The organism is Paenibacillus rhizoplanae, from assembly GCF_042684125.1.
GTDB lineage: Bacteria > Bacillota > Bacilli > Paenibacillales > Paenibacillaceae > Paenibacillus_AQ > Paenibacillus_AQ rhizoplanae.
This window is the reverse complement of the sequence record NZ_JBHUKY010000096.1, coordinates 48,868-72,508: the sequence shown is the minus strand read 5'-3', so window position 1 is coordinate 72,508 and position 23,641 is coordinate 48,868. Positions and strand designations below refer to the sequence as shown.

The 23,641-nt window shown below is 54.7% G+C and carries 20 protein-coding genes; 10 read left to right on the top strand and 10 right to left on the bottom strand.

Features of this window, described 5'->3' with window-relative positions; genetic code table 11:
- Window positions 1–365 precede the first annotated feature (365 nt).
- The 3 genes from ACFSX3_RS30995 to ACFSX3_RS30985 are packed head-to-tail and all read left to right on the top strand — an operon-like array spanning window position 366 to window position 3,417.
- Window positions 366–1,130, top strand: coding sequence for a sugar isomerase domain-containing protein (locus tag ACFSX3_RS30995; RefSeq protein ID WP_209994240.1), 765 nt, complete (start codon window positions 366–368; stop codon window positions 1,128–1,130).
- Window positions 1,127–2,938 carry a family 20 glycosylhydrolase gene (locus ACFSX3_RS30990; protein ID WP_209994241.1) on the top strand — a complete coding sequence of 604 codons (1,812 nt, stop codon included), beginning with the start codon at window positions 1,127–1,129 and terminating at the stop codon, window positions 2,936–2,938. Before ACFSX3_RS30995 ends, ACFSX3_RS30990 begins: the two co-directional genes overlap by 4 nt.
- On the top strand, window positions 2,938–3,417 hold the full coding sequence (locus ACFSX3_RS30985) for a GNAT family N-acetyltransferase (RefSeq protein ID WP_173139030.1): 480 nt from the start codon (window positions 2,938–2,940) through the stop codon (window positions 3,415–3,417). Before ACFSX3_RS30990 ends, ACFSX3_RS30985 begins: the two co-directional genes overlap by 1 nt.
- Window positions 3,418–3,504: 87 nt before the next feature.
- On the opposite strand, the gene ACFSX3_RS30980 is transcribed toward ACFSX3_RS30985, so the two are convergent.
- Together ACFSX3_RS30980 and ACFSX3_RS30975 are read right to left on the bottom strand one after the other, a co-directional pair.
- A complete protein-coding gene (locus tag ACFSX3_RS30980) occupies window positions 3,505–4,299 on the bottom strand; it encodes an SDR family NAD(P)-dependent oxidoreductase (RefSeq protein ID WP_209994242.1) in 795 nt (264 codons plus the stop codon).
- A 146-nt stretch (window positions 4,300–4,445) separates the two neighbouring features.
- Window positions 4,446–5,453: a helix-turn-helix domain-containing protein gene (locus tag ACFSX3_RS30975; protein ID WP_209994243.1), complete on the bottom strand. Its 1,008-nt coding sequence runs from the start codon at window positions 5,451–5,453 to the stop codon at window positions 4,446–4,448.
- 223 nt (window positions 5,454–5,676) lie between these two features.
- Here ACFSX3_RS30975 and ACFSX3_RS30970 point away from each other — a divergent pair, with 223 nt between their 5' ends.
- Window positions 5,677–6,663, top strand: a complete 987-nt coding sequence (locus ACFSX3_RS30970; protein ID WP_209994244.1) for a zinc dependent phospholipase C family protein — start codon at window positions 5,677–5,679, stop codon at window positions 6,661–6,663.
- Between the two features lie 462 nt (window positions 6,664–7,125).
- Here ACFSX3_RS30970 and ACFSX3_RS30965 read toward each other — a convergent pair whose 3' ends face one another.
- Window positions 7,126–7,314, bottom strand: a complete 189-nt coding sequence (locus ACFSX3_RS30965) for a hypothetical protein (protein WP_209994245.1) — start codon at window positions 7,312–7,314, stop codon at window positions 7,126–7,128.
- A gap of 262 nt (window positions 7,315–7,576) precedes the next feature.
- Between ACFSX3_RS30965 and ACFSX3_RS30960 the strand changes: the two genes are divergently transcribed.
- From ACFSX3_RS30960 to ACFSX3_RS30950, 3 genes are all read left to right on the top strand, one after another.
- Window positions 7,577–8,734, top strand: a complete 1,158-nt coding sequence (locus ACFSX3_RS30960; protein ID WP_209994246.1) for a glycosyltransferase family 4 protein — start codon at window positions 7,577–7,579, stop codon at window positions 8,732–8,734.
- A gap of 168 nt (window positions 8,735–8,902) precedes the next feature.
- Window positions 8,903–10,300, top strand: a complete 1,398-nt coding sequence (locus ACFSX3_RS30955) for a transcriptional regulator (RefSeq protein ID WP_209994247.1) — start codon at window positions 8,903–8,905, stop codon at window positions 10,298–10,300.
- A 143-nt stretch (window positions 10,301–10,443) separates the two neighbouring features.
- Window positions 10,444–11,616: a copper amine oxidase N-terminal domain-containing protein gene (locus tag ACFSX3_RS30950; RefSeq protein ID WP_379256893.1), complete on the top strand. Its 1,173-nt coding sequence runs from the start codon at window positions 10,444–10,446 to the stop codon at window positions 11,614–11,616.
- Between the two features lie 331 nt (window positions 11,617–11,947).
- Here ACFSX3_RS30950 and ACFSX3_RS30945 read toward each other — a convergent pair whose 3' ends face one another.
- On the bottom strand, window positions 11,948–13,789 hold the full coding sequence (locus ACFSX3_RS30945; protein WP_209994248.1) for a UbiD family decarboxylase: 1,842 nt from the start codon (window positions 13,787–13,789) through the stop codon (window positions 11,948–11,950).
- Between the two features lie 192 nt (window positions 13,790–13,981).
- Between ACFSX3_RS30945 and ACFSX3_RS30940 the strand changes: the two genes are divergently transcribed.
- Window positions 13,982–15,070, top strand: a complete 1,089-nt coding sequence (locus ACFSX3_RS30940; RefSeq protein WP_209994250.1) for a low temperature requirement protein A — start codon at window positions 13,982–13,984, stop codon at window positions 15,068–15,070.
- Between the two features lie 107 nt (window positions 15,071–15,177).
- Here ACFSX3_RS30940 and ACFSX3_RS30935 read toward each other — a convergent pair whose 3' ends face one another.
- The 3 genes from ACFSX3_RS30935 to ACFSX3_RS30925 all read right to left on the bottom strand — a co-directional run bounded on the left by ACFSX3_RS30935 (window position 15,178) and on the right by ACFSX3_RS30925 (window position 18,776).
- On the bottom strand, window positions 15,178–16,581 hold the full coding sequence (locus ACFSX3_RS30935) for an NAD(P)-binding domain-containing protein (protein ID WP_209994295.1): 1,404 nt from the start codon (window positions 16,579–16,581) through the stop codon (window positions 15,178–15,180).
- A 632-nt stretch (window positions 16,582–17,213) separates the two neighbouring features.
- Window positions 17,214–18,215 (bottom strand): hypothetical protein, encoded by a 1,002-nt coding sequence (locus ACFSX3_RS30930; protein ID WP_209994251.1) that lies wholly within the window; start codon window positions 18,213–18,215, stop codon window positions 17,214–17,216.
- Between the two features lie 198 nt (window positions 18,216–18,413).
- Window positions 18,414–18,776 carry a hypothetical protein gene (locus ACFSX3_RS30925; protein WP_209994252.1) on the bottom strand — a complete coding sequence of 121 codons (363 nt, stop codon included), beginning with the start codon at window positions 18,774–18,776 and terminating at the stop codon, window positions 18,414–18,416.
- A gap of 165 nt (window positions 18,777–18,941) precedes the next feature.
- Between ACFSX3_RS30925 and ACFSX3_RS30920 the strand changes: the two genes are divergently transcribed.
- Window positions 18,942–20,231 carry a S8 family peptidase gene (locus tag ACFSX3_RS30920; protein ID WP_209994253.1) on the top strand — a complete coding sequence of 430 codons (1,290 nt, stop codon included), beginning with the start codon at window positions 18,942–18,944 and terminating at the stop codon, window positions 20,229–20,231.
- A 66-nt stretch (window positions 20,232–20,297) separates the two neighbouring features.
- Here the strand turns inward: ACFSX3_RS30920 and ACFSX3_RS30915 are convergent, their stop codons facing one another.
- The 3 genes from ACFSX3_RS30915 to ACFSX3_RS30905 form a co-directional block, all read right to left on the bottom strand.
- Window positions 20,298–21,623: an amidase gene (locus ACFSX3_RS30915; RefSeq protein WP_209994254.1), complete on the bottom strand. Its 1,326-nt coding sequence runs from the start codon at window positions 21,621–21,623 to the stop codon at window positions 20,298–20,300.
- A gap of 156 nt (window positions 21,624–21,779) precedes the next feature.
- Window positions 21,780–22,235, bottom strand: a complete 456-nt coding sequence (locus ACFSX3_RS30910) for a hypothetical protein (protein WP_209994255.1) — start codon at window positions 22,233–22,235, stop codon at window positions 21,780–21,782.
- A gap of 34 nt (window positions 22,236–22,269) precedes the next feature.
- Entirely contained in the window at window positions 22,270–22,707 is a 438-nt protein-coding gene (locus ACFSX3_RS30905) for a LytTR family DNA-binding domain-containing protein (RefSeq protein WP_379313700.1), read from the bottom strand.
- Between the two features lie 281 nt (window positions 22,708–22,988).
- Here ACFSX3_RS30905 and ACFSX3_RS30900 point away from each other — a divergent pair, with 281 nt between their 5' ends.
- Window positions 22,989–23,636, top strand: a complete 648-nt coding sequence (locus ACFSX3_RS30900; protein WP_209994257.1) for a transcriptional regulator — start codon at window positions 22,989–22,991, stop codon at window positions 23,634–23,636.
- Window positions 23,637–23,641: the final 5 nt, after the last annotated feature.

The following is a 23,641-nucleotide window of genomic DNA, read 5'->3' as shown; positions in this document are numbered from 1 at the left end:
GCGAATGCATGGCACGCTGGGGTATCTTTCCCCCGCCCGATTCGCTAAGCAGTTTACGACGGCATCCGTTGCGTGAGTATCTACTTTCTTGACAGAGGTCCACTCCGTCCGTTAAACCGCAAAAAGTGGTGTTTTCCAGGGAGTAGGGGCTCTCAGGTCCGTTAGAACCAAAGTCGACCGGCCAAATCAGTCAAAAACGGTACGGATTTGCGCAAAATAGTTGATTTACTTGGTTTCCCCGCTTTGTTATCTTCAAGGCAAGCACAAGCTTATGCTTACAAAACTTAAAGCGTATGCTTCCGAAGCCAGTTTTGCGAAGAGACTTGAGGGGGCTTATGCTTACAAAACTTTTAGGAGGAATCCAGATGAACGTTAAGTCAGATATTATGTCCGCTTATATGGAAAGTATTGTAGAGCTGCTGAATGAGATACGGAGCGAACCCAAGGAGAAGCTGCTGGAAGTCGCAGAGCTGCTCGCGGATCATATTGTGGAGGACAAGCTGGTCTATCTCTACGGTCCGGGCGGCCATTCCAATATGAATGCAACCGAGGTCTTCTTCCGCGCCGGCGGGCTGATGCATATCAGCGCCATATTAGATGAAGGCACGATGATCTCGAACGGCGCCCTGCGCTCGATGGCGGTGGAACGCACTCCCGGCTACGGAACGCTTGTTATTGAAGACAACCGGCTGGGACAAGGTGATATTCTGATCCTGGCCAATGCTTATGGTATTAACACGGCCTGTGTCGATGCTGCTCTGGAAGCACGGCGCCGGGGAGTGACCACGATTGCCGTTACTTCGGTCGGCCATGCCGAAGCTACGCCCAAGGGGCATATTGCCCGCCACCCGTCAGGGCAGAATCTGTATGAGCTGTGCGACTATGTCCTGGACAGTAAGGTGAAGCCCGGTGACGCTGCGCTGCATATTGACGGCATTGAACCGAAGATGGGTTCGACCTCCACCTTCGCCAACGCTTTTCTGCTCAATTCCCTGATGATGACTACAGCGGCCTGTCTCGGGGCCAAGGGGATCGAGGTGCCGGTCTGGCGCAGCGGCAACGCTCCCGGCGGGGATGAGTGGAACAACCGCTTCATTGAACGCTTCAAGGGCCGGGTCCGCTGGCTATGAACCTTCAGCTGATTCCAGAGCCTCAGGTGGTGCAGAGCCGGGGACCGGAGCTGGTCAGCGGTATTCCCGGCTGGACAGTGCAGCTTCAGCTCCCCTTGAAGGATGTCCGGCTGCTCACGGCCGCGCAAAGGATATTCGCAGAGGTGACGGTGCGTACTGTGCATGACGGCAGCAGTGTATTCTCTCTGGTCACGGAGGGAACCCCGCTCAACCCGCTGCTGGCCCGGCGGGTTGAGGGCAAGCATGACGGCTACGTGCTGATTACAGACACGGACCGGATTGAGCTGTATGCGCTCAGCGCGTCCGGCCTGTTCTACGGGCTGAAGACGCTGGAACAACTGCTCCATACAGGCGGCGACAGGGTGCCCGCCCTGACCATTGCCGACTGGGCGGAGCTGAAGCTGCGCAGCGATTATCTCGATCTGCGCACGGTCTATCCGACCTATGAGCATATTCTGGAATATATCGCGGAGCTGGCCGATTATAAGATCAATACGCTGGTCATCGAATATGAAGACAAGCTGCCCTTCCGTAAGCTGGGCTTCCTGCGCCATCCTGAGCTTGCCTTCACAGAAGAAGAACACCAGCGGCTGCTGAAGACCGCTCATGACCACTTCGTCACCGTGATTCCGAAGCAGCAGTCCTTCGGCCATCTGGAATATATTCTGAAGCATCCGGCTTATATCGGCCTGCGCGAGGTCCCGGAGACGGTCTCGGAGCTGTGTCCGCACCGCCCAGGCTCCTTCGAGATGATGGCCGGCATTCTGGAAGAAGTGGCTGCCCTTCATCCCCACAGTGACTATCTTCACCTGGGCTGCGATGAGGTCTGGACCCTTGGCACCTGCGAGGACTGCAAGCGGTCCGGGCTTACCCCGGAGGCTTCGTTCATCCGCTTCGTCAATCAATTGGCGGAGAAGACGGTCAGCCTTGGCAAGCAGCCGATGATCTGGCATGATATGATCATGCATGCTACTGCGGAAGAGATTGCGGCGCTGGACAAACGGATTGTGGTCGTCGTCTGGATCTATGGCGGTCACCGGATGAAGGCCGATGCCCGGCTGATTCTTCATAAGCTGCGGGATGCGGGCATTGAGACGCTCGGCGCTTCCTCTGTCCGCTGCTGGGATGATAACGGGGACCAGAATTATCCGGTCATCCATAACCGGGTCAAGAATGTGCTGGACTGGATTGAGCTCGCCCGTTCCGAGCAGCTCGGCGGCATTATTCATACGAATTGGGGGTGCCCGTTCTCGCTGGGCAGTCCTTACGGGCTGTTCGAGACCTCGCGTTATCCGGCCTTCCTGGCCGCAGAGCAGAGCTGGAATGCCGGGGCAGATCTCTCTACCTTCCTGGTCCGGTTTCTGCACCGCTTCCACGGACTGCCCGCCGCTCTCCTAAGCGGGGAAGAATGGGTGGATTATGCGGTAACCGACTATTATGCCCTGATCCCTCAGCTGCTGCCGGAGGTGAGGAAGAACCGCTTGACCGCCGAGCTGATCGACGCCATGATCCAGTATGAGATTCCGGCGCAGCGCCGTTCCCCGCTGCATACCTTCCTCTTCCGGGGCGCAATGTCACCGGGCAGTGAGGAAGTGCTGACCTTCCTCCGGGACAAATACAGGAGCGGATACGGAGATCTGCTAAGAGCCAAGCGGCGGATGGAGCGTGTGCTTGCCGAACTGCTTCCGCCGCAGATGGCGGAGCTGTTCATCCGCTCCCGGTTCTACCGGCCGGAACTGTTTGAAGCGGACCTGCATGCCATGATTACCGATCTTGAGATCATAGAACAGAAAGCGGGGGATAGCTGATGCCTGATATGCTTGTGAAGCTATACGATCTGCCGGACAACGGGGCGCTGCTGGAGCGTCTGCGGGGACAAGGCATTGTTATTAAACGGGCGATGACCGGAGATAAGCAGGCCATTGTGGATTTTGTCGGCCGCCATTTCACGGAGAGCTGGCGGAATGAATGCGAGGTAGCCTTCGCCCACCTGCCCGTCCACTGCTATATCGCCGTGAAGCAGGGCGAGGTAATTGGCTTCGCCTGTCACGAGGTTGTAGTGAAGAACTTCTTCGGCCCGACCGGCGTGCTGGACGAGTACCGGGGGCTGGGCATCGGGAAGGCCCTGCTGCTGGAATGCCTGTCCGCGATGCACCAGAACGGCTACGGCTACGCCATCATTGGCTGGGTAGAGGACGCACTGGCCTTCTATGAGAAGACCGTCGGTGCGATAGCGATCCCTGACTCTTTTCCCGGAGTATTCCGTGACCTGATCAAGCTGGGCTGAATCCGGCCCCGATACAGCACAACAGCGGCACCCCGGGGCTTAACCGTCCCGGGGTGCCGCTGTTTTTGTTGAGGATGTACCCCTCCATCAATATATAGTCGGCACCATCCCTCCATCCATACGGATAGGAGAACCCTTAAAGGCCGCCGCATAAGGACTGCATACAAAGGCAGCCAGCCTGCCGATTTCCACCGGCTTAATGAAGCGCTGTAATTCAGATTGCGGCAGATTGGCCGCCATGAATTTTTGCTCTTTTTCTGCAAAAGTTAAATTTTCGTCAGGATACATACCCTCAATGATGTGATGCACCTTTTCTGAGAGTGTAGGCCCGGGCATGATGGTATTCACAGTAACTTCTGTTCCTGCTGTCCCTTTAGAGATACTTTTGGACAGGGACAGCAGCATGGATTTGGTCATCGCATATTGAGGCATTTGTCCTGAGGGCATGACCGCCTCTTCGCTGGCAATGAAGATCACACGGCCATAATTCCTGCTCAACATTCCAGGTAAGTATAATTTCGTCAATCCGTTTGCAGCAAGCACATTCGTCCGGAAATACTTCTCCCAGATGTCATCGTCCACTTCCTCATACTGCATCAATTCATAAATGCCCATACTGTTGATCAGAATATCGACGCTGGGGAATTGGGCGAATACGGCTTGTCTTTGTTCAGGATCAGCCATATCGGCGGCAGCATTCTGAGGAGTGGTGGCCGGGTAATTCAGCTTCAATTCACTGACAGTCTGTTCTACCTCTTCCCTATTCCGTCCATTGACCAAGACGTTGACGCCTTCTTTGGCAAGCTCTATGGCGATAGCTTTTCCTATACCCTTCGTTGATCCTGTAACTAGTGCTGTTGTGTTGTGTAATCCCATGTCCATAATGCACTTCTCCTTATTCATTCCTTGTTGTGTTGCGGATAGTGATTATATTATCTCGTTGGGATCGTTCAGTAACTAGCACCTTACGCCAAGCTTCTTGCCGGACACGCCAAAAAACACAGCTCCCCTCAGCGGCATTCCGGTGTTCAACTATTCAGGTGTTCCGCACGCCACTGTGAAGGCGTAACCCCTTCCCAGTGGCGGAAGCCACGGAAGAAAGAGTTCTGATCATCATACCCGATGAGATATGCCACCTCGTTAAGCTCAAGCGCAGGATTGGCCAAGTACCTCCGTGCCTGCTCATGTCTGACTTGTGTCAAAAGCTGCTTGAAGGTCGTATTCTCGCCAGTCAGCCGGCGCTGCAAGGTCCGCTCGCTCATAGCAAGCTCCTTCGCAACCGTCTGGAGGTCGGGGCTTCCGCCTGCGAGACTGTGTGCAATAATCACCCTGACCCTCCCGGATACAGAGAAGCTGCCAAGCTGTTCATCAAGTGAGCGGTCCAGTGCGGGAGCAAGGATCTCCAGCAGTTCTTCGTTATACGAAACAAAGGGAAGGTCCAGCTGGCTTGACAGCAGCGTCAACCGGTTATACTTCCCGCCTGTTTGAATCGCACAGCCGAAATAAGCTTCGAGCACTTGTTCATCGCCCATGGAGTGGACAAATTCGGCGGCCTGCGCCTGCAAGGGCCGCCCGGTCCCCTTTCTTCCCAGCTCCAAGAGAAAAGCCAGCGTGATCCCCGCCAGCACCGGCGGACCGGGCTGCCCAGTATCCCCCCACTCCAGTTCAATGGTACACAGCCCGTTCTCTTCCGTCATCCGCAGGCTTTCGGGCGGACACATCTGTTTGTACCTGACCATGCGGTGCAGGGCATCGCGGTAGTCGCGGGCGTGATAAGTCGCCAATACGGCGGGCGGATACTGCGCGGTGTCAAAGGCGGTCGCAAGTCTGGTGATGCCTGATGCAAGGTCCCCGGCGAGCTCGGAATACGCCTGCCAGATGGCGAAATATTGGGCAGTGGTAACTGTGGCTTCTGTTGTTATGGTTACAGGGAGCTGTGCCATGCGGGCTACGTCGGTTGCAGCAATCCCCAGGCGGCTTATTCCTGTCCAGAATCCCGGAGGCATTTTAACGCGTTCAGAGGGACGGGAATTCATAGGTAGGCCTCCTTTTGCCAGTTGCATATTACAGTGTTATGGTTGTCTTAAGGCCTTATAAGAATACTCTTGTGCCCGTAATCATGTCTACTTTAATGTACAGCAGTGGTACTTCTCTGCCTAATTTCACACATATTTCTTATTTTGTTTTAACATATAGGGATTACAATGGATTCAGATCATCACTGCACGGTGTTCATCATAACTAGTAGGAGGATCAATCATGCCTAATATCTGGATGCATATTGAATTCGGCCAGCAGCTGGCCGTAGAATTCAGCAGCCGTTTCCCGTGTCTCCAGCTGCTGGAACAACAGCAGCGGCTCTATAATCTCGGCTGTCAGGGTCCGGATTTCCTGCTGTATCACAGCTTTCTTCCATGGAGACGAGATACCGGGGCACTTCATCTCGGAGACCAGATGCATACGCAGAGCTGCGGGCCTGTACTTGTTGATTTCTGGGAGGCTGCCCGGAGACTTGAAGGAACGGAAGCGGGTCAGGCCCAGCTCTATTTCCTCGGTTTTCTGACCCATCATCTGCTGGACCGTAACCTGCATCCCTATATTAACTGGAAGGCAGGCTATAAGTTCCGTGCCCATCAGCGGTTTGAGATTGACCTGGATACCTTGTATATGAAGCGGCTGCACGGGACGAACACCTGGCAGCACGCTGCCTGGGCCACAATCGACACAGGTGCCCGGCTGCCTGAGCCGGTTCATCGCATTCTGCATACCACCGCCCTTAAGCATTACCCGGAGACTATGGAGAGACTGCCCGCAGAGATCTGGCAGAGCTCGTACCGCGATATGGTGCTTGCTCAGAAATGCCTCTATGATCCGAAGGGCTGGAAGAAGGCCATTACCTGGGGCCGGACCCGCCGGCTGTTCTCACGGAAGCTCACTGCCCGCGAGGAACGGCTGGATTATCTGAATGAGCGGCACTCCCGGTGGCGGCATCCCGCACTATATTCCGAGGTGCGGACGGAATCTGTGTGGGAGCTGTGGGACGAGGCTCTTGCAGAAGGGCGGGCTGTACTCGGCGCGCTTGCCGATTGGCTGGACTGTACGGAGAACTCCGCTGCGTCAAGCCGCAAGCTCGGGCAGTTCACACTGGCACTGGGCAACCGTTCTTACGATACCGGCAAGGATTGCAGCATGAATCTGCAGAATCAATACGCCGAACCCATTTGGACAAGTATCCCGAGCGGTTGAACGCGGTGAACCGGCAGCCAATCAGGAGTCTGGCTTCACGCCTCACCTCTTTTTCCGGCTGAATCCGCAGGATGGATCTATCCGATTGGAGGCCAACGCCAGCAACCAGTTTCTAGTAGCTAGTAGACAGCGCCCAGTTGCCAGCGCCCAGCAGCCAGCAACCAGTAAGTGGAATTATGTATCTTAATCCTGCGATTTCTGTCCGATGTACGGCAGCAAGTGGAAAAATGGCATCTACTCACATTGGTTTTTGCTACTTGGGATGAAATCTGCTTATTTAAGTGCTGTTTGTCCAACTGCTGTTACCGCAGGGGCCTTTCGCTCCCTAATAAGTGTAGAAAATCCAACTGCTGGTCCACCCCCCCACGGCTACTCCTCCTTGCAGCAAATCACAAAAACGCCCGGTTGCCCGGGCGCTCAGCATAATCTATACATTATCCTTCTGTCAGACAGCATTCCAGCTTACAGCGGATCATTCGGAAGAATCTCCGGCGGGGCCGGCGGGATAATCTCGGGCTGCTCTGGCGGGACGATCTCGGGATGCTTCTCCGGCACAATCTCCGGCGGGATCACAACCGGCTCCGGGAGGATATCCGGCTTCACATCGGGGACGACCTTCGGCGGAACCTCTGGCGGCAGATCTTTGCTCATATCCTTATACCTCCTTCATTCCTGATACCTCATGTATACCCGTTCCGCTCCTCCCTTAACCTTGTTGCCCTAGTCCTCCCTGATTCTCTCTGGTCCTCTCTGATTCTCTCTGATCCTCCCTTGTCCTCCCTTGTCCTCATCGATTCTCCCTGGTCCTCCCAGCAAATCCCCCTCTTCATGCAAGATATTTAACCTGCGGTTGATCTCCAAGTAATAGTTGGTTGTTAAGATCAAGGCAACAAGATTACTGGGAGGGATACCGATGCGTCTGGCTCTATTCACGGACACCTTTCTTCCGCAGACCAATGGCGTTGCCCGTACACTCGGCCGGCTGACCGGCCACCTGCACCGCCGGGGAATCGAACATCTGCTGTTCACGCCAAAATCCGCCCCGGAGAGCAGCTACCCTGATCCTGTCAGACCCGTGGCCAGCATCCCCTTTTTCCTCTATCCCGAGTGCAGGCTGGCCCTGCCCGGCATGTCCTCCATGCAGAGTGAACTGACTGCGTTCGCCCCTGACCTGCTCCATCTCGCCACCCCGTTCAATATCGGCTTAACCGGCCTCCGGTATGCCCGCAAGCAGCAGCTCCCCCATGTCGCCTCCTATCACACCCACTTCGACCGTTACCTCGAATATTACAAAATGAGAAGAATCCTCCCGCTCTACTGGAAATACATGAAGTGGTATCACCGGTCCTGCGATGCCGTCCTGGCCCCTTCCCGCGAGACCCTAACCAGCTTGCGCATGGAGGGCTTCACCCGGCTGCGTCTGTGGTCCAGAGGCGTGGACTGCACACTCTACTCGCCGGAGAGACGAAGCGAAGAGACCAGGGAGCGTTACGGCAAGGGTGCAGCGCTGATGATGCTCTATGTTGGACGGATTGCCCCGGAAAAAGATCTTACCACCCTCCTTCAGGCTATGCAGCTCCTGCCGGAGTCCGTACGTTCAAAGGTTCAGCTGGTGATTGTCGGCGATGGCCCGCTGCTGCCTGAGCTTAAATCGCAGGTACAGGAGAATGTCACCTTCACCGGTGCCAGACACGGCGAAGAGCTGGCAGAGCTGTACGCCTCCGCCGATCTGTTCGTCTTCCCCTCCTGCACGGAGACCTTCGGCAACGTCGTGCTTGAAGCCATGGCGTCGGGGCTTCCCGTGATCGCCGCTGATGCAGGCGGAACGCGGGAGCTGATCGCACCCGGTGTCACCGGCATGTTGTTTGAGCCGCGCAGCCCGGCAGCCATGGCAGAGCAGATCTGTACTGCCGCCGCCGGGCACCTGCTGCGGAGTGCAATGGGCCGCGAAGGTAGGCGCCAAGCTCTCCAGCGTTCCTGGGAGCAGACTTTTGACAGACTGATTAAGGATTATGAAGAGGTCATCGAGCGCCGCAGTATCAAGAATGAAGCAGGAATTTACACCGCCTGATCCGCTGTCTGCCCGCCTATGAAGACTAAGCGTTCCTGGGACCACGGGAATGCTTTTTTCCATTGTTCACGGTTTCTCCCCATCACTCTATTGACCATTGGAAAAATGACTTATATTATACACATATACAATAATCCAAAATATGGAATTCAGTCAGGCGGTGATCCCTTGAAGCCTCTCACAACGATTCGCAGTCATCTTGAGGCTTATCTCTATTCCCAGCAGTTGTCCATCAACCAGTTCTCCATTCAGTCCGGCATTAATTCCGGCACCTTAAGCCGTATCCTTAGCGGCCAGCAGCCGATTGCCATGAATCACCTGAAATTGATCACCCGGGGCATGGAATTGCCCGAGGATCATTTCTATAGCATGTATGTCGATGAGTGTTTCTTATATTCGGCACCAACCTGGCGGCGGCTGCGCCCCTTCATCCTGAATTCGGCAGAGCTGGGGCGGCTGGACTGTATTGAGCTTATAGTCAAAAATCTGCTGGACAACCTGACCTACGCTCCGATGCTTTTTGAAGTGGCCGAGGACTTGTTCCAGGAGCATCACTGGCAGGCGGCAGCAGTGCTGTACAAGAATATCAGTGCAAGCGAGAAGTATCAGCATTCCGAGCGGCTGGCCCTCTGCCAGTACCGGTTGTTCCGCATTGCCCTCGGAGACAGCCAGATACTCAACCTCCAGGCTGCTCTTTTGTTCGAATGTTATATTGAACGGCTTGAGGTACCGGATCAGCTCGATGGGCTGAAAGCTCTGATGCATGTCTATTACTCGCTGCACAAGTGGGACAAGGTGGACGCGCTGGCCCAGGAGATGCACCGTCTTGCCATGCTCAGCTACCACCATCTGCACCAATCGCAGCGCAGGGAACGCCAGGATAAATCTCCGGAGAAGCCGGTTTTCTTCTATGCGCTGTATTCGTATCTGATGCGGGCAAGTGTGTGCGAAGAATTCCGGGACTATGAATCGGCGCTGAAATACGTAGCTCTATACATGGATAGGAGCTGGATACTTGAAAAAGGGGAAGACATACGGCACATCCTGGACCAATTTCAGGAGTGGGGCACGGCCAATACCCTCCTCTACCGGATGATGTCCGGCGACCATGAAGTGCTGCCTGAATATGTGGCCTATATTGCTCCGCATGCCAGTGAGATCTTCGTTGCCCTGTATCATATTGTAATCTCAGCCAACCGCTTCTCCTGGAATGTCGATGAGGTGCTTGAACAGTTCCCTTCCTATATCCCTTACCGGACCAATCTGAAGGACTTCGGCGAGCTTCACAACCAGCAGATCCTGGCCGACCAGTACTCTACCTTTCTATCGGAATTAGCCAACTATTATTTACGCAATCACCGCCCCGAAGGAATGGGCTTCCTGCTCCAAAGTCTGGAATCTTCTGCTAAAATAAAGAGTGATAGCATAATCATTAAATGTGTGAATCTGTTTGAACAATTCCGGCATCAAGCCACTGAGGAACAGACAGAGCAATACAGACTTCTGATTGGAGAGGTGCAAGAATCCAATGATAAGAAAAATGATTATGCTTCTAGTTTCGTGTAGCTTGGCAGTTATAGCTATTCACCCCCTGGGGGGGGATGAATCTGTAACAGAGGCTACTGTACAATCCGTGGTTCAGCCTATGGGTCACGGGACGGGGGACGGCTGATTCAGCAGCGGCCGTACCCGCAGAAAGGATGAGGAACATGAAGATCACCCGGAGGATGTTACTCCTCCCCGTACTTGCACTGGCCCTGGCGGGAGGAGCTGAAGCTGTTCCGGCTTCGGCCAAGCCCGCCCCGGGCGGTCAGCTTCAATTAACTTACAGCAGCGGAAGCGGGATATCGGGCATGACCGGAGGCACCGCACAGATCAAGAACGGCGTCTCTTACATGCCGGCTAATCTGGTGACCATCATGGGTCTTGAGGTCAAGTGGAATAATGCGAACAAAACTGCCACCTTCAGCGGGTGGAACAAAAACTTCAGCATGAAGATTGGTCAATCCACCGGGGTACTGGACGGGAAGAAGGTCTCCCTTGGAGGCACACCTTATATGGCCGATAAGCAGCTGCATGTGCCCGTCAAGTTTGTGGTAGCGGCCCTTGAAGGCGGACCCGTAAGATGGGATCCCGCCACGAATACGATACGGGCCAACGGTCTGCATATGTACCGTAGTTATTCAGAAGTGTTTGACGGCGGAGAATACTCCCTGTCACTGGACAGCGGCGAGCTGTATCTGACCACGAAGCAGAACACCAGGCATAAGCTGGCTGTTCTCGGCAGAGGATTGGATGTAGTGCACTTTACCTTCGAGCGCACACCCGCCGGTCTGACTCTGCTTCAGGTCGTGAATTCGTATGGAGAGCCTCATGTACATGCAGAGTATTACACCTATCTAGTGAAGAACAACAGTGTGATCCGCCAGGGGCATACGAATGTCCATACCTCCTTCGGCACAGCCCCGGTCTGGGCCGAAGGCAAGCTGGTATTTAATGACGGCCGCACACTAAGGCTCATTGAGGATGGAACCGGAGCGGTCAGCGAGACGGTAGATATACCAAAACTGCTAGGCACCACCGTTGCCCAGGATGTCTACTACAATGTCGAGGCCATCTACCCGGATGTTCTGCTGGTCCGCCCTACAAACACCGCCTTCCTGACCCTCGTTGACCGTGCTACCGGTGAGCAGACTTTGTTATACAAGCAACTGCTCAGTGCAGAGCGCCAGCGCGAGGTAGAGCAAACCGACTTCATGGCCCCGGGAGACTACATCTATTTCACCGGACGTACAGACAATGTCTTCTCCTTCAACCTTCACCGAATGGATGGCAGCCAAGACATCATCAAGACCTACACATGGCCTGGCAGCCAGAACTGAGCAACTACACTCCACATTCGATTGAGCTCGGTTTTTCGCCTACATTTTCAGCTACGACAAAAAAACGCATAAACGTCATTTAAATATAAAATGACGTTTATGCGCCTAACATCCGCAAAATGAAAGATAAGGCGTCTACAAACGCCCCTCCTTTTTCATTCTCCGCGCTATTCTTCTCTCTCTTCTTCGTTCTCTTCTCCGTATACGGTCCTTACGGTAGAGCAGGAGATCCAGCATAACTTCGAAAAGCACCCCGAATAGCTCAGCCATACAGTCCCTCTTTTCAGCGGTTTCAACGGTTTCAGCGGTTATGGAAGTGCTGCTTCACCCCTTACGGTCTCCGCAGCCCGCCCAAGCTTGCTCCCTCACTAAATACCCGCTCAATCCTCCGCTGCACCTCAGGGTCAGGAATTAACGGCGGCGCCTGGTGCGGCTTCACCCGGGCGTCGATAATCACATTATCACAGGCCCAGTGCTTATGCTCCACCGTACTGTTCACCCCATGGATGTCATGGGAAGGATTGCTGCGGGTGAAGGTCGCCCACAGGAAGTTGTTCAGCGACTCCGACATGAAGCTGCTGTCATCGCACAGAATAATCATCGGGCAGGAATCAAGCGCCCCCTGCGCTGCAATGGCAGCACTCAGGCCGGAGATTTCCTCTGCCGCCGAGGAGTAATCCCGGAACGGCTTCCCCTGCATGGCGACGATCCCCGGTATAATCATGGCCGCCGGACCCCAGCCCTGCTCCACCCGCAGAAGAACCTCAGGCACCTCCGTACACAGGCTCCGCTTCTGTTCCCCTACGGCTGCGAATACTACCTTGCTTCCGCTGTTGATCCCGGTGCCGGAATAATCCAGCGTATCGATTGTTGTATTCGTCTGGAAGTGAATATCGCGCCGCAGGTTGATCCGCTCCAGAATGTAGGTCAGGAACCCGGCGATATCATGCGTACTGACCGGCTTGTCCTCTTCTGCCGTGATGAACAGATATTTCGCCAGACTGAGCTGGCCGGTTCCGAGAATCCGGTTGCTGATGGTCAGCAGCTCTGCGGGCTGCTTAAGCTGCTGATACGGGGTATACCGTTCACTGCCGATCGCGAACAGCAGCGGGTGGACTCCCGCAGCATCTATCGCATGTACCTCCTTCACGCCGGGAATCTCCGAGCGGATCGCCCCGCCGGTCAGCTCATGGATGAGCTCTCCGAAGGCAGTGTCCTCCTGCGGCGGACGGCCGACCACCGTGAAGGGGAAGATGGCCCCTTTTTTGGCGTAGACCTTATGCACTCTCATCACCGGAAACGGGTGAGTCAGGCTATAATAGCCCAGATGATCGCCGAACGGCCCCTCCGGCTTCGTCTCCCCGGGATGAATCTCTCCGGTAATCACGAAGTCGGCATCGCTGCTGACGCAGAAGCCGTCTGCATAGCTATAGCGGAAATGACGCCCCGAGAGCAGCCCGGCAAAGGTCATTTCACTTAAGCCCTCCGGCAGCGGCATCACCGCCGAGAGCGTATGCGCAGGAGGGCCGCCGATGAAGCAGCTAACCTTGAGCGGCTCGCCGCGCCGGTTCGCGTGGGCCTGATGAATGCCGATGCCGCGGTGAATCTGGTAATGGACGCCCACTTCCTTATTCAGCTCATATTCATTGCCGCTAAGCTGGATACGGTACATCCCCAGATTGGAGTTCATGATGCCCGGCTTATCAGGATCTTCGGAGTACACCTGCGGAAGCGTGACGAACGCCCCGCCGTCGCCCTGCCAGTGCTTTATCTGCGGAAGATCGGAGATTTGGATCTCCTCGAACCCGGCCGGTACACCGCTGCCCTTCTTGATCGGCAGCGCTTTGCGGGCGGCAAGGCCTGTCCCGATATACCGCAAAGGCTGCTTGAGCGCCTTCATGGGATTGCTGCGCAGGGCGATGACCGCCTGCGACGATTCCCACGTGTCGCGGAAGATGAACTTGCTGCGCTCGATCGTTCCGAACAGATTCGAGACCGCACGGTACTTCGAGCCCCGGACCTTCTCGAACAGCAGAGCGGGACCGCCTGCCTCATAGACCTTCATATGTATCGCCGCCATCTCCAGATGCGGGTCCACCTCTTCATGTATGCGAATTAAATGCCCATGCTTCTCCAGGTCAATTATACATTCTTCCATATTACGATATGACATGCTTCTACTCCCATTCTCTCAAGAATATGAACCTCTTTATTATCAATGAGTGTGTCCGTCAGGTCAATTGCCGCCAGGGCAACCTCTTCAGTTTTCACAGATATTCTTGCCTTCTTCTGTGGGGAGCCATTATTATACTTGTAAACCGGACGGCTCCGGGCAAACATTCGGCAAGCAAAGGAGACTAACGCAATGATCATCAAAAAGGTAACCTGGCTGGAGCTCTTCTACGATCTGCTATTTGTCGCTGCGGTCTCCAAAGCCAGCCATGTGCTGCTGCATGTAGAACACGAGACCCTGTCTCTTGAGACACTGGGCAAATTCGTACTGATTTTCATTCCGATCTGGTGGGCCTGGGTCGGCCAGACCCTCTTCGTTAACCGCTATGGTCAGGATACGGTGATGCACCGGATTTTTCTGATTATCCAGTTGTTCTTCGTCTTAATTATGACCGCCAGCCTGTCTGTAGATTTCGATGCCAACTATCTGCCGTTTCTGATTGGCTACCTCGGACTACGGATCATGACCGCTGTCCAGTACCATTACAGCCACGCCAGAGAAAGCGGTCATCTGCGGAGCACCGCCCGTTATTTGGGATCACGCTTCTGGATCGGGCTTACGATTTCGGCCTGCTCCCTGTTCTTCGATTCTTGGCTCCGTTATGCGGTACTATACGCCGGGATTATCCTTGACATCATTCTCCCGCTGACGGGACGGAGGATTCTGGTGAAGACGCCCGCCAATACACATCATCTGCTGGAGCGGTTCTCCTTGTTCGCGTTGATCCTGCTCGGCGAATCCGTGGTCAGCATTCTCGCCGTGCTGCAATCCAGCAGCTGGACCGGAACATCTGTCGGCTTCGCTGCGCTCACCTTTGTGCTGATCATTGCTATATGGTGGCAGTATTATGACAACCTGGAGAAGAAGGTCGATATGCATATCCAGACAGCCGGACAGACGATTATCTACGGGCATCTGTTCATCTATCTGTCGCTATGTATGCTTGCTGCGTCGATCCAGCTGCTCTTCCTGAATACCCTTCATTATGACCTGATGCTGAATCTGCTGTTCGGCTCGGCGCTGCTCTACTTCGCTTCTACTACACTTGTCTTCCATGTTTACAGACAGAAGCAGCACCGGCTGGGAATGAAGACTCTGGTGCTGCTTACCGCCATTCTGGCCTGCTTCTATGTACTGAATCTTGTAGTCCATGTACCGAATGTCCTGATCATGGGTGAGCTGGCGTTGTTCTTCGCGCTGTACGCCAGGATTACTGCCTGACCCGGCTGCCAGTCTGCTCTCAGGCACTGGCCAATTATTCTCCCTGCACGCTAAGAGGCTGCACCAGAGGTCATTGCCCGCCTCAGGTACAGCCTCTTCCGGCCGTCTTACTGGCCTGTAAATTCAATCTCATCGTAGTCATAATAAGCCTGCAGGATCTGCTGCCGGTCATCCAGGAACAGCTGGTCGGCCACACCACTGACCAGTCTCGGAATCGCATTCCGCAGGCCCGAGATGGCCGATGCCGATAACCCGCAGCTGGCCAGAGCGGAATAGTTGAACACGAATAAGCCATGCAACAACTTGCGGCCTGCTTCATCCCGGCTCTGAAGCGCAAAGCCGGGGCTAAGGTAAGGGTGCGCATCCAGCAGCGGATTCGCCGATCCCGCAGGCGCCGTGTACCGGTCGCTCCAGCGGGCAATATGAGCCTCCACCTGCCGCAGCTCTGGCCGCAGGGCAGGATCGCTGAGCAGGCCCGTGCTGACGATCAGATAGTCGAAGCTGAACTCTCCGGCGGGCGTAGTCACCACCGCCTGCTCCCCCGAAGCCTCCACCTTCAGCCACGGCGAGCCGAGGTGCAGCCGGAAGCCGGGCCATGCCGCTGCGCGGCGGAAAGTATCGCTCGTGGGCGGCTGATTATATTGGAAGAAATGCGAGATGACCGCGTATTTGTCCGCATCCGCCAAGGTATGGAACCGCTCAATCATTCCCGAGCCCTCCATCTGGCGGATCGGGTTCACCCCCGGAAGCTGCGTCCGGCGGACGAAGACCTGAGCCTCAGCAGCGCCCTCCTGAAGCGCGTAATTCGCATTGTCGAAGGCCGACGCCCCGCCGCCGAGAATCCCCACCCGCTTACCGCGAAGGGCAGCGAAGTCAATCTGCCGGGAGGTATGCGCGTACAGCCGCTCCGGCAGATGCTCTGCAATCATCGGCGGAACATGCCACTGTCCTCCGCCTTGAATGCCGGTAGCCAGCACCACCTTACGGGCCAGCAGTGTTCCGGCCTGCGCACCCGCTCCTGTAACCCGCAGACGGTAGATTCCATCGTCACCAGGTTCAACCAGCATTAGCCGCACTTCGTTACGTACCGGCAGCTTCAGAATCTGCCGGTACCAGCGCAGATACTCCATCCACTGCCCACGCGGGATTTTATCCACCTCACTCCAGGCAGCTGCCCCATTCCGGGCCTCCCACCAGGAACGGAAGGTAAGCGACGGGATACCCAAGTCGATGGACGTCAGATGCTTGGGCGTGCGCAGAGTCACCATCCGGGCGTAGGTCTCCCAAGGCCCCTCCAGCCCGTCACGGTTCTCATCAATAACCAGGAGATTCGAGATCCGCTCGCGCAATAAGCCGAAGGCCGCTCCAAGGCCACTTTGCCCCCCGCCCACAATAATCACATCATAGACATGACCTTCGGAATGCTCCCAAGGGCGTACCCAATCCGCGCCGCCGTAAGCAAGATAGGACAGATCCGTCTTCACACGTTCGTTCAAGGCTTCCAGGCTCATCATTCCTCAGACCTTTCGGATGGCGTCTTAAGGCTGCAGCACACATTCTGTTCCACAGTCCATTCCATATATATAGCCATATTATATCTGGGATGTGCCTGCTTTTGAATATCCATGGAAGGTTTATTGTCATTATCGCTAAAATCTGCGGATTATATTGTACATTCCACCTACATTTCATCTAAATCCAGCCTAAACTGTTGACTAATGAAGGGTTGATGATGAGGGGATCAGTCTAAGATAGCTCAATTGTGGAAGGTTATCTGTCACGAGAGATGTAATCATCCTGATAGATGGGCCTCATCGGGTGGTGGTGGTATTCAGGTGCACTAATGCTCCTCATTCACTCATTTGGCCCGTGTCCGATGAATTCAGGTGCACTTCTGCTCCTCATTCGCTCATATGGCCCGTGTCCGGTGAATTCAGGTGTACTTATGCTCCTCATTCCCTCATACGGCCCATGTCCGGTGAATTCAGGTGCACTTATGCTCCTCATTCCCTCATACGGCCCGTGTCCGAGGAATTCAAGTGCACTTATGCTCCTCATGCGCTCATTTGGCCGCTTCCTGTAATATTAGTGGGATTTATCCCTCCGATTTCCCCGTATGTCCCTGGAACAGTATCGCTCATATTTACTCTTTAAAGGTCTCCAGCTCCCTATTGACGGTCTCCAGCATCCTTGTGAGTGTATCGGTATCATAGAATAAGCTCACCCCGGCTGGTATCGGCCTGGCGGTAAGATGATCAAAGTCCGCGAACGCCCCTTCTGGCGGCATCAGGTACACCTGTGCCTCTTCATGCAGATCTGCCCAGCGCTCAAGTCTGCCCTGCTTGCTCAGATCGATCACATAAACGAGCTTGCTGCCCAGGTCCAGATAGAGAACATTGCCATTTCTCCGCGGCGGCAGCGGCTCTTCATCGTATAGCAGAACCGGATGCGTGAATTCCTGCGTGGAGAGGTCTATGCTAATCACTTCCAGAGTCTCTTCATTTACTCCTAGCGTCAGGTACGGGGCGAATCCAGCCAGGAAGCGCAGCACAACGGAATGCTGAAGCTGATCATCGAACTGCCACCCTAGAGGCATCAGTCCAAAGTCATCACCCGGCGGTTCAAAATACAGCTTCCGCAGCAACGCCTGCAACTCCGCTATCCCCTCAGCCTCATAGGGAGCTAACGCCTGAACGTTAACCGGATACTTCACCACTGTACGCTTCCTGGCATTCTGCCATCCGCCTGTATCCTGATGCCGGTACAAATCGTCGATCAACGGCATCACACAGGTAGTTGTGACCCGGAACAGTTCACCCGAGCTTGGCTTCAGCTTCTGCAGAACCAGCTCACTTTCCCCTCCGGCACCGGTATGCTGCCGGGCTTCGGCGAAATGCGGACTTACTTCTTCCAGCACCCGCTCCGCGGCTTTCCTATTGCGCATAGGGATCGAAGTATACGTATTCTCTGACAGCAAAGCGCTGGCAGCAATGAAATATTGGGCCAGCGCTGACATTATAGCAGGCTGCGGCTGTGGCTCCAGCCTGTGAATTCGCGGCCGGTTCTCCGCCGCGAAGCCGAAGTCATAGGGTTCTTCCTCCGTAAGGTATTCCAGCTTCGTATAATTCTGAATCCAGTTATACATCGAGTTGCCTCCATTCAGCGGACCTATTATCCGGATAGTCCAATCTCATTTATTCTATAATTTCACACTTCTTCCAGGTGGACAAGGCAACCTTTCTACTTTCTAATCTAATAGGTACTTTCTAATAGATACTTTCCAATAGATATATGTAATGACGCAGCGCGCCCCGGATGATAAAGAACGCGCTGCCCTGCTAGTTTAGAAGCGTGCTACAAAAAACTCACGGTTGGAAGGCACAAATTTCTGCGTACGCTGGTTGTTATCCGCATCAATAATTCTAAGCGTATAGCTCACACTGGTCAGAGTGCTGATGGTATTGAATTGGGCTACTCCGAATTCATCGAACTGTGCCGTGATCACAGTACCGGAGCTCCGGGTCAGTGTAGCCGTCCAGCCCTGTGTTTCGTAAGGTACATTGTTATTGTTCACGGCAAGCACGATGAAATTATTAAGCACCTGTCTGATCCGCCGTCTCTTGGGTCTTACTACCGCCGCTGCTCTTGCTTTTTTAGCCATCAGTTGACGTTTTGCCAGCAATGCCTTCTTCTCTGATTCTTTCATTTGCTTCACCACTTTCTATTGGAATACAGTAGTAAATGCAAAAGAAGAATCAGCCGAAACGCGCTATTGCCTGTTATTCACATAAATGTATCGCTATACTCATTCTTGGTTTCGTACCCACGAGGCAGCTGGCCGCATACACTGCTTCATAGAGGTGATTACATTATGAAGAGTGTACCATCATGGGCCAGGCGTCACGCCGCCAAGCTCAACCGGCCCCTGAAGCATAAGATCCGCAGAGCCTGTTCCACTGCTGCTACAAAAGCTGCTATACCGGTGATCATACAGTTCAGACAACCGCTTACTCTGGCGCGGCTCCGCGAATTAAGGAAGCATCTGGGACGGCATGTCCTCCCGGTCAAGCATCATCTGCGGCTCCATCAGGCCGTGGCTTCACAGGTGTCCCTGAAATGTCTGGAGCACGTATGCCGCTGGAACGGAGTCCATAAAGTCTATCTGGATGGAATCAAGAAGGCTACACTCAACATTGCAACTCCATCCATAGGCGCTACAGCGGTTAGACGCTCTAGAGGGCTTACCGGCAAAGGCATCAACATCGCTGTGCTCGATACCGGAGTCTATCCGCATCCCGACCTGACCCGGCCGGTGAACCGTATCCTGGCGTTCAAGGATTATATCAATCACCGGAAATGCCCGTATGATGACAACGGACACGGCACGCATATCACCGGAGATGCCGCCGGTAACGGCTGGTCCAGCCGGGGCAAGTACCGGGGACCCGCGCCGGAAGCGGGGATTGTCGGAATCAAGGTGCTCGATAAGTATGGGGACGGCTATGACTCTACCATTATCAAGGCGATTGAATACTGCATCACTCACCGCAAAAAGCTAAAGCTGCGCATCCTCTCCATGTCCTTCGGCGGACCGGTAAGCCCGTTAGCCGAGGATGATCTGCTTGTCCAGGCGGTGGAAAAAGCCGTCAAAGCCGGCCTCACCGTAGTCATCGCCGCCGGAAATGCCGGCCCTAGGCGCCGGACCGTCGAGTCCCCCGGGATCAGTCCCTCCGCGATCACCGTCGGAGCCGTCAATGACCGCCGGACGCTGACGCAGAAGGATGACCGGATCGCCGTCTATTCCAGCCGCGGGCCCGCTCCCGGCGGCAAGGTGAAGCCGGATCTGGTCGCACCCGGCGATTCAGTGATCTCGCTGCGTGCTCCCGGCTCCCAGCTGGTTCGTGAATTGCCGCACAATAAGGTCGGCAAGCGGTATTTCAAGCTGTCCGGCACCAGCATCTCCACACCCATCGTGTCCGGTGCCGCCGCGCAGCTGCTCCAGCTTGCGCCTTGTCTCACACCGCGCCAGGTGAAGCTCTTGCTGAAACGGAATGCTTTCCCTCTCCGCCTGAAGCCGAATACCGGCGGCAGCGGGGAGATCGACGTACGGTTCCTGAAGCGGCGCTGCTCCGCCAAGAAACCCCGCAAAGTGAGACTTTAGCCTCGATGGATATTCAGGTACTTTGCGGGGACCCCAAAACAAAATAACCGGCAACGTAACCGCTCCTTATTTGGCAGGGAGCGGTTGCTTATCAGCCAGATGCGGCCATAGCTGGCGCGCCCAGGCTAACAGCGTCTCGTCTTCTCCATATCTTCCTATGCACTGAAAACCAAGCGGCAGGCCTTCAAGCGTTGCCGCAGGCAGAGTAACCGTGGGCACTCCCGCGAAGCCCCAGACCGCAGGCATCCCTGCCCAGCCCGTATTCCGCTCCTCGATCTTCGGCGCAGTCCCCCCTTGGGCCGGAGAGACCCACAGGTCGAGTCCCTCTTGGTCCATAAGCTCCATCAGATCACGCCGCAGCTCCCGTTGCCGGGTGCGGTACTGCTCCAGCTCCTCCTCCGGAATCTGCTGTCCTCTAAGGATCGCTTCCTGCACGGGAAGGCCGTATTCTACTCTATGCTCCGCGAATCTATCTTCATGCTCCCGTGCCAGCTCACCCTCAATGAAGCGCAGCATGGCATTTCCGTAGATGAGTTCATCTTCCCACGGCATTTGGACATCACGGATTTCATATCCAAGCTGCTTAAGCCCTGTGATATTAGCCTCGAACACCCCTTTGACTTCCGCGCTCATCAGCTCCATATAGACTCCCTTGGGGATACCCAGAACCGGCTTACGGGGAATTGTGGCAGCAGGAGCTTCCCAGTCCGGGACAAGCAAGGCTGCCGCAGCCTCCATATCAGGCAAGTTCTGTGTGAAGAAGCCAATCGTGTCAAAAGAAGGCGAGAACAGGAGCACTCCATCCAGCGGAACCCGGCCATAGCTGGGCTTGAACCCGACCACTCCGCAAAAGGATGCCGGAGCGATCACCGATCGCAGCGTCTGTGTACCCACGGCCAGCGGACAGAGCCCCGCAGCCACCGCTGCTGCGGAGCCTGCACTGGAACCGCCGGGAGTATGCGCAAGGTTATGCGGATTACGCGTAGCAATGGGTCCGTTGTAAGCAAATTCCTCGGTCACCGTCTTACCTGCAATCACGGCCCCGAGGGCACGCAGCTTAGTGACCAAAGATCCCTGTGCACCGGCTAACAGCTCAGCGGATAGCTGCGACCCCGCCCGGGTCGGCAAGCCGTCCACATGCAGCAGATCCTTAATCGCTACAGGAATGCCGTATAGGGCCGGTTTTCGTTCTTCTGCGCTGTAAATACTTTGCAGCAAAGCTTTTTCCGAATCCAGACGCCCTTCAACCTCACCCTCAGGGACAAACGCATGGATATGCGGCTCAAGCTGTCTGTAACGCTCCAAGTACGGGTCAAGCACAGTTTCGGGTGAATATCCGGGTTCATGAATCCGGCTCATCATTTCTGTCAGGGATACCTTGTGAAGCAGCATAAGATCATCTCCATGGAAGATTATGTATAACACCTGGCTTGTTACGTTTCATCCTGCAAAAGGTAACAGAATTCCCCAACCTCATTTAGCACCAAAAAAAGCCACCCGGGCCGCCCACTCCAAGATGGCTTGCATGCTCCCTATCACAAGAGCTTCCTAAAGCTCTTCGTTTGTTTGATCCCCGCCCTGCTTATACTCATTCAGCTTCTGATTAAGCTGCTTGGCTTCCCGTTTCCCGTCGATGTGCATCATCGCGTACACCATACTTTTGATCACCAGAATGACAATGACGAACGGCACCAGCACTCCCTTATCCATCAGCGGGCCGTCCGCGAACAGCCACAGCCAGAGAATCACCAGTACATCAGCGAGGATGAAGCAGAGATAGAAGCTGATCGTCTGCACTTTGGGATCTACCTCATACATATTCACCAGCGCATACCGGAAGCAGGTAAAGGCCGCCGCCCCCAGGAACAGCTGCACCAGCAGCGAGCCCCGGATCATCTCCGTAGCGTTCAGAGCCAGCACAACTGCCGCGAGCACCATCAGCCCCCCGCAAGCCACCAGCAGATCCTTCACGAACAAAGACACATACTTTCTGGTTGTAATCATGGGTTTCCCTCCTATTTGAGTCTTGATAGCATAGCTATAACCCTAATTTCCGTTTGAGCACCGGGACATATTGTCTGGAGATGTAGACCTTTTCACCATTGTGCAGCAGCGCCTCGTATCTTCCGTAGAGCACCGGGCGGAGCGACTCGATCTTGGCCACATTCAGGATGCTGGATTTGGAGGCCCTGAAAAAATCGCCAGACTCATACTCCGTCTCCAGCTCATACAGCTTCAGCCTCGACTCATACACCTTCTCCTGGCAGTAGATGAACACCTTATGATCCACCGCCTCAAAGTAATAGACGTCACGCGGATGGATGATGTGCATCTGTAGCCCGGTCATACCTATCAGCTTCCTGGAGCCAACATTCACCGAGTAGATCAGCGCCAGCAAGGCTTCATCCGGGTCGTTGCACCTGAGAATAATTTCGGACTCCCCGCCCTCCGGAACCTGCTCAATCGTGATTTTCACTGCCACCGCCTCCTGCCTTCTCTCCCTACAGCTACAGTATATTTTTGTAAAATGACTTATACAATGGCCTTTGCGCAAGCTGCGCTCCAGCGGGTTCAAGCTGCAGGTTTGGCAGGAAAATGAAATATAGTATAATAAACGGTATAGGTCGTGAAGAACACGCCGTCTCAATAGAACGTTTATCTGGAGCTGACTCTGGATACGTCTCTATGGAGGCGGCTTTTCTTATGTTCGGGTTCACTCTGAATTCATGGCCAATTTACTGTAAAGGGGAAGCTCTATTGTCAAGATTCGAGCAGCATGTTGAGGAATGGCTACAGGAACAGATTCATGCGGAGAAAGGTTCAATACGGTTGGAGTTTCTTAATAAGGGGTTGGGGCACGGGACCATTGAATTTCTGCGCTCCGTCTGGTTTCCCGCAGTCGGCAATTTCAAGTCTCTGTATGCGGAGTGGGAGGTCCGTGACTTCAACAACGGTTACCGTTATTTAGATCTGGCGTATATGCCAGGCGGTGCCAAGGGCGGCATTGAGATTCAAGGCTTTGGTCCGCATGCACGGGACCTTGATGTCAGGCGGTTCAAAGACTTATGCAGACGGCATTGTCTTTTGGCGTTGGACGGCTGGACCTTTTTGCCCATTGCCTATCCATCTATTACTGAAGAACCTCAGCTCTGTCAGCAGCTTGTGCTTGCCTTTATTGGCAGATTCGCTGCTACTGATGTAGCTGCATCCTTATCCTGGCTGGAAGCAGAAACCGTACGCCTGGCCCGGCGCGTTCTGCGTCCGCTGACTCCGCTGGAGCTTGCCGCGCACCTAAGGGTATGTGACCGTCAAGCGAGGCGCATTCTTCATCATCTCGTTGAGTTGCAGATTCTGGAGGTTGCCAGTGGTTCTGAACGGGTTCGCACGTATAAACTCCGGGTCTAGTAGGC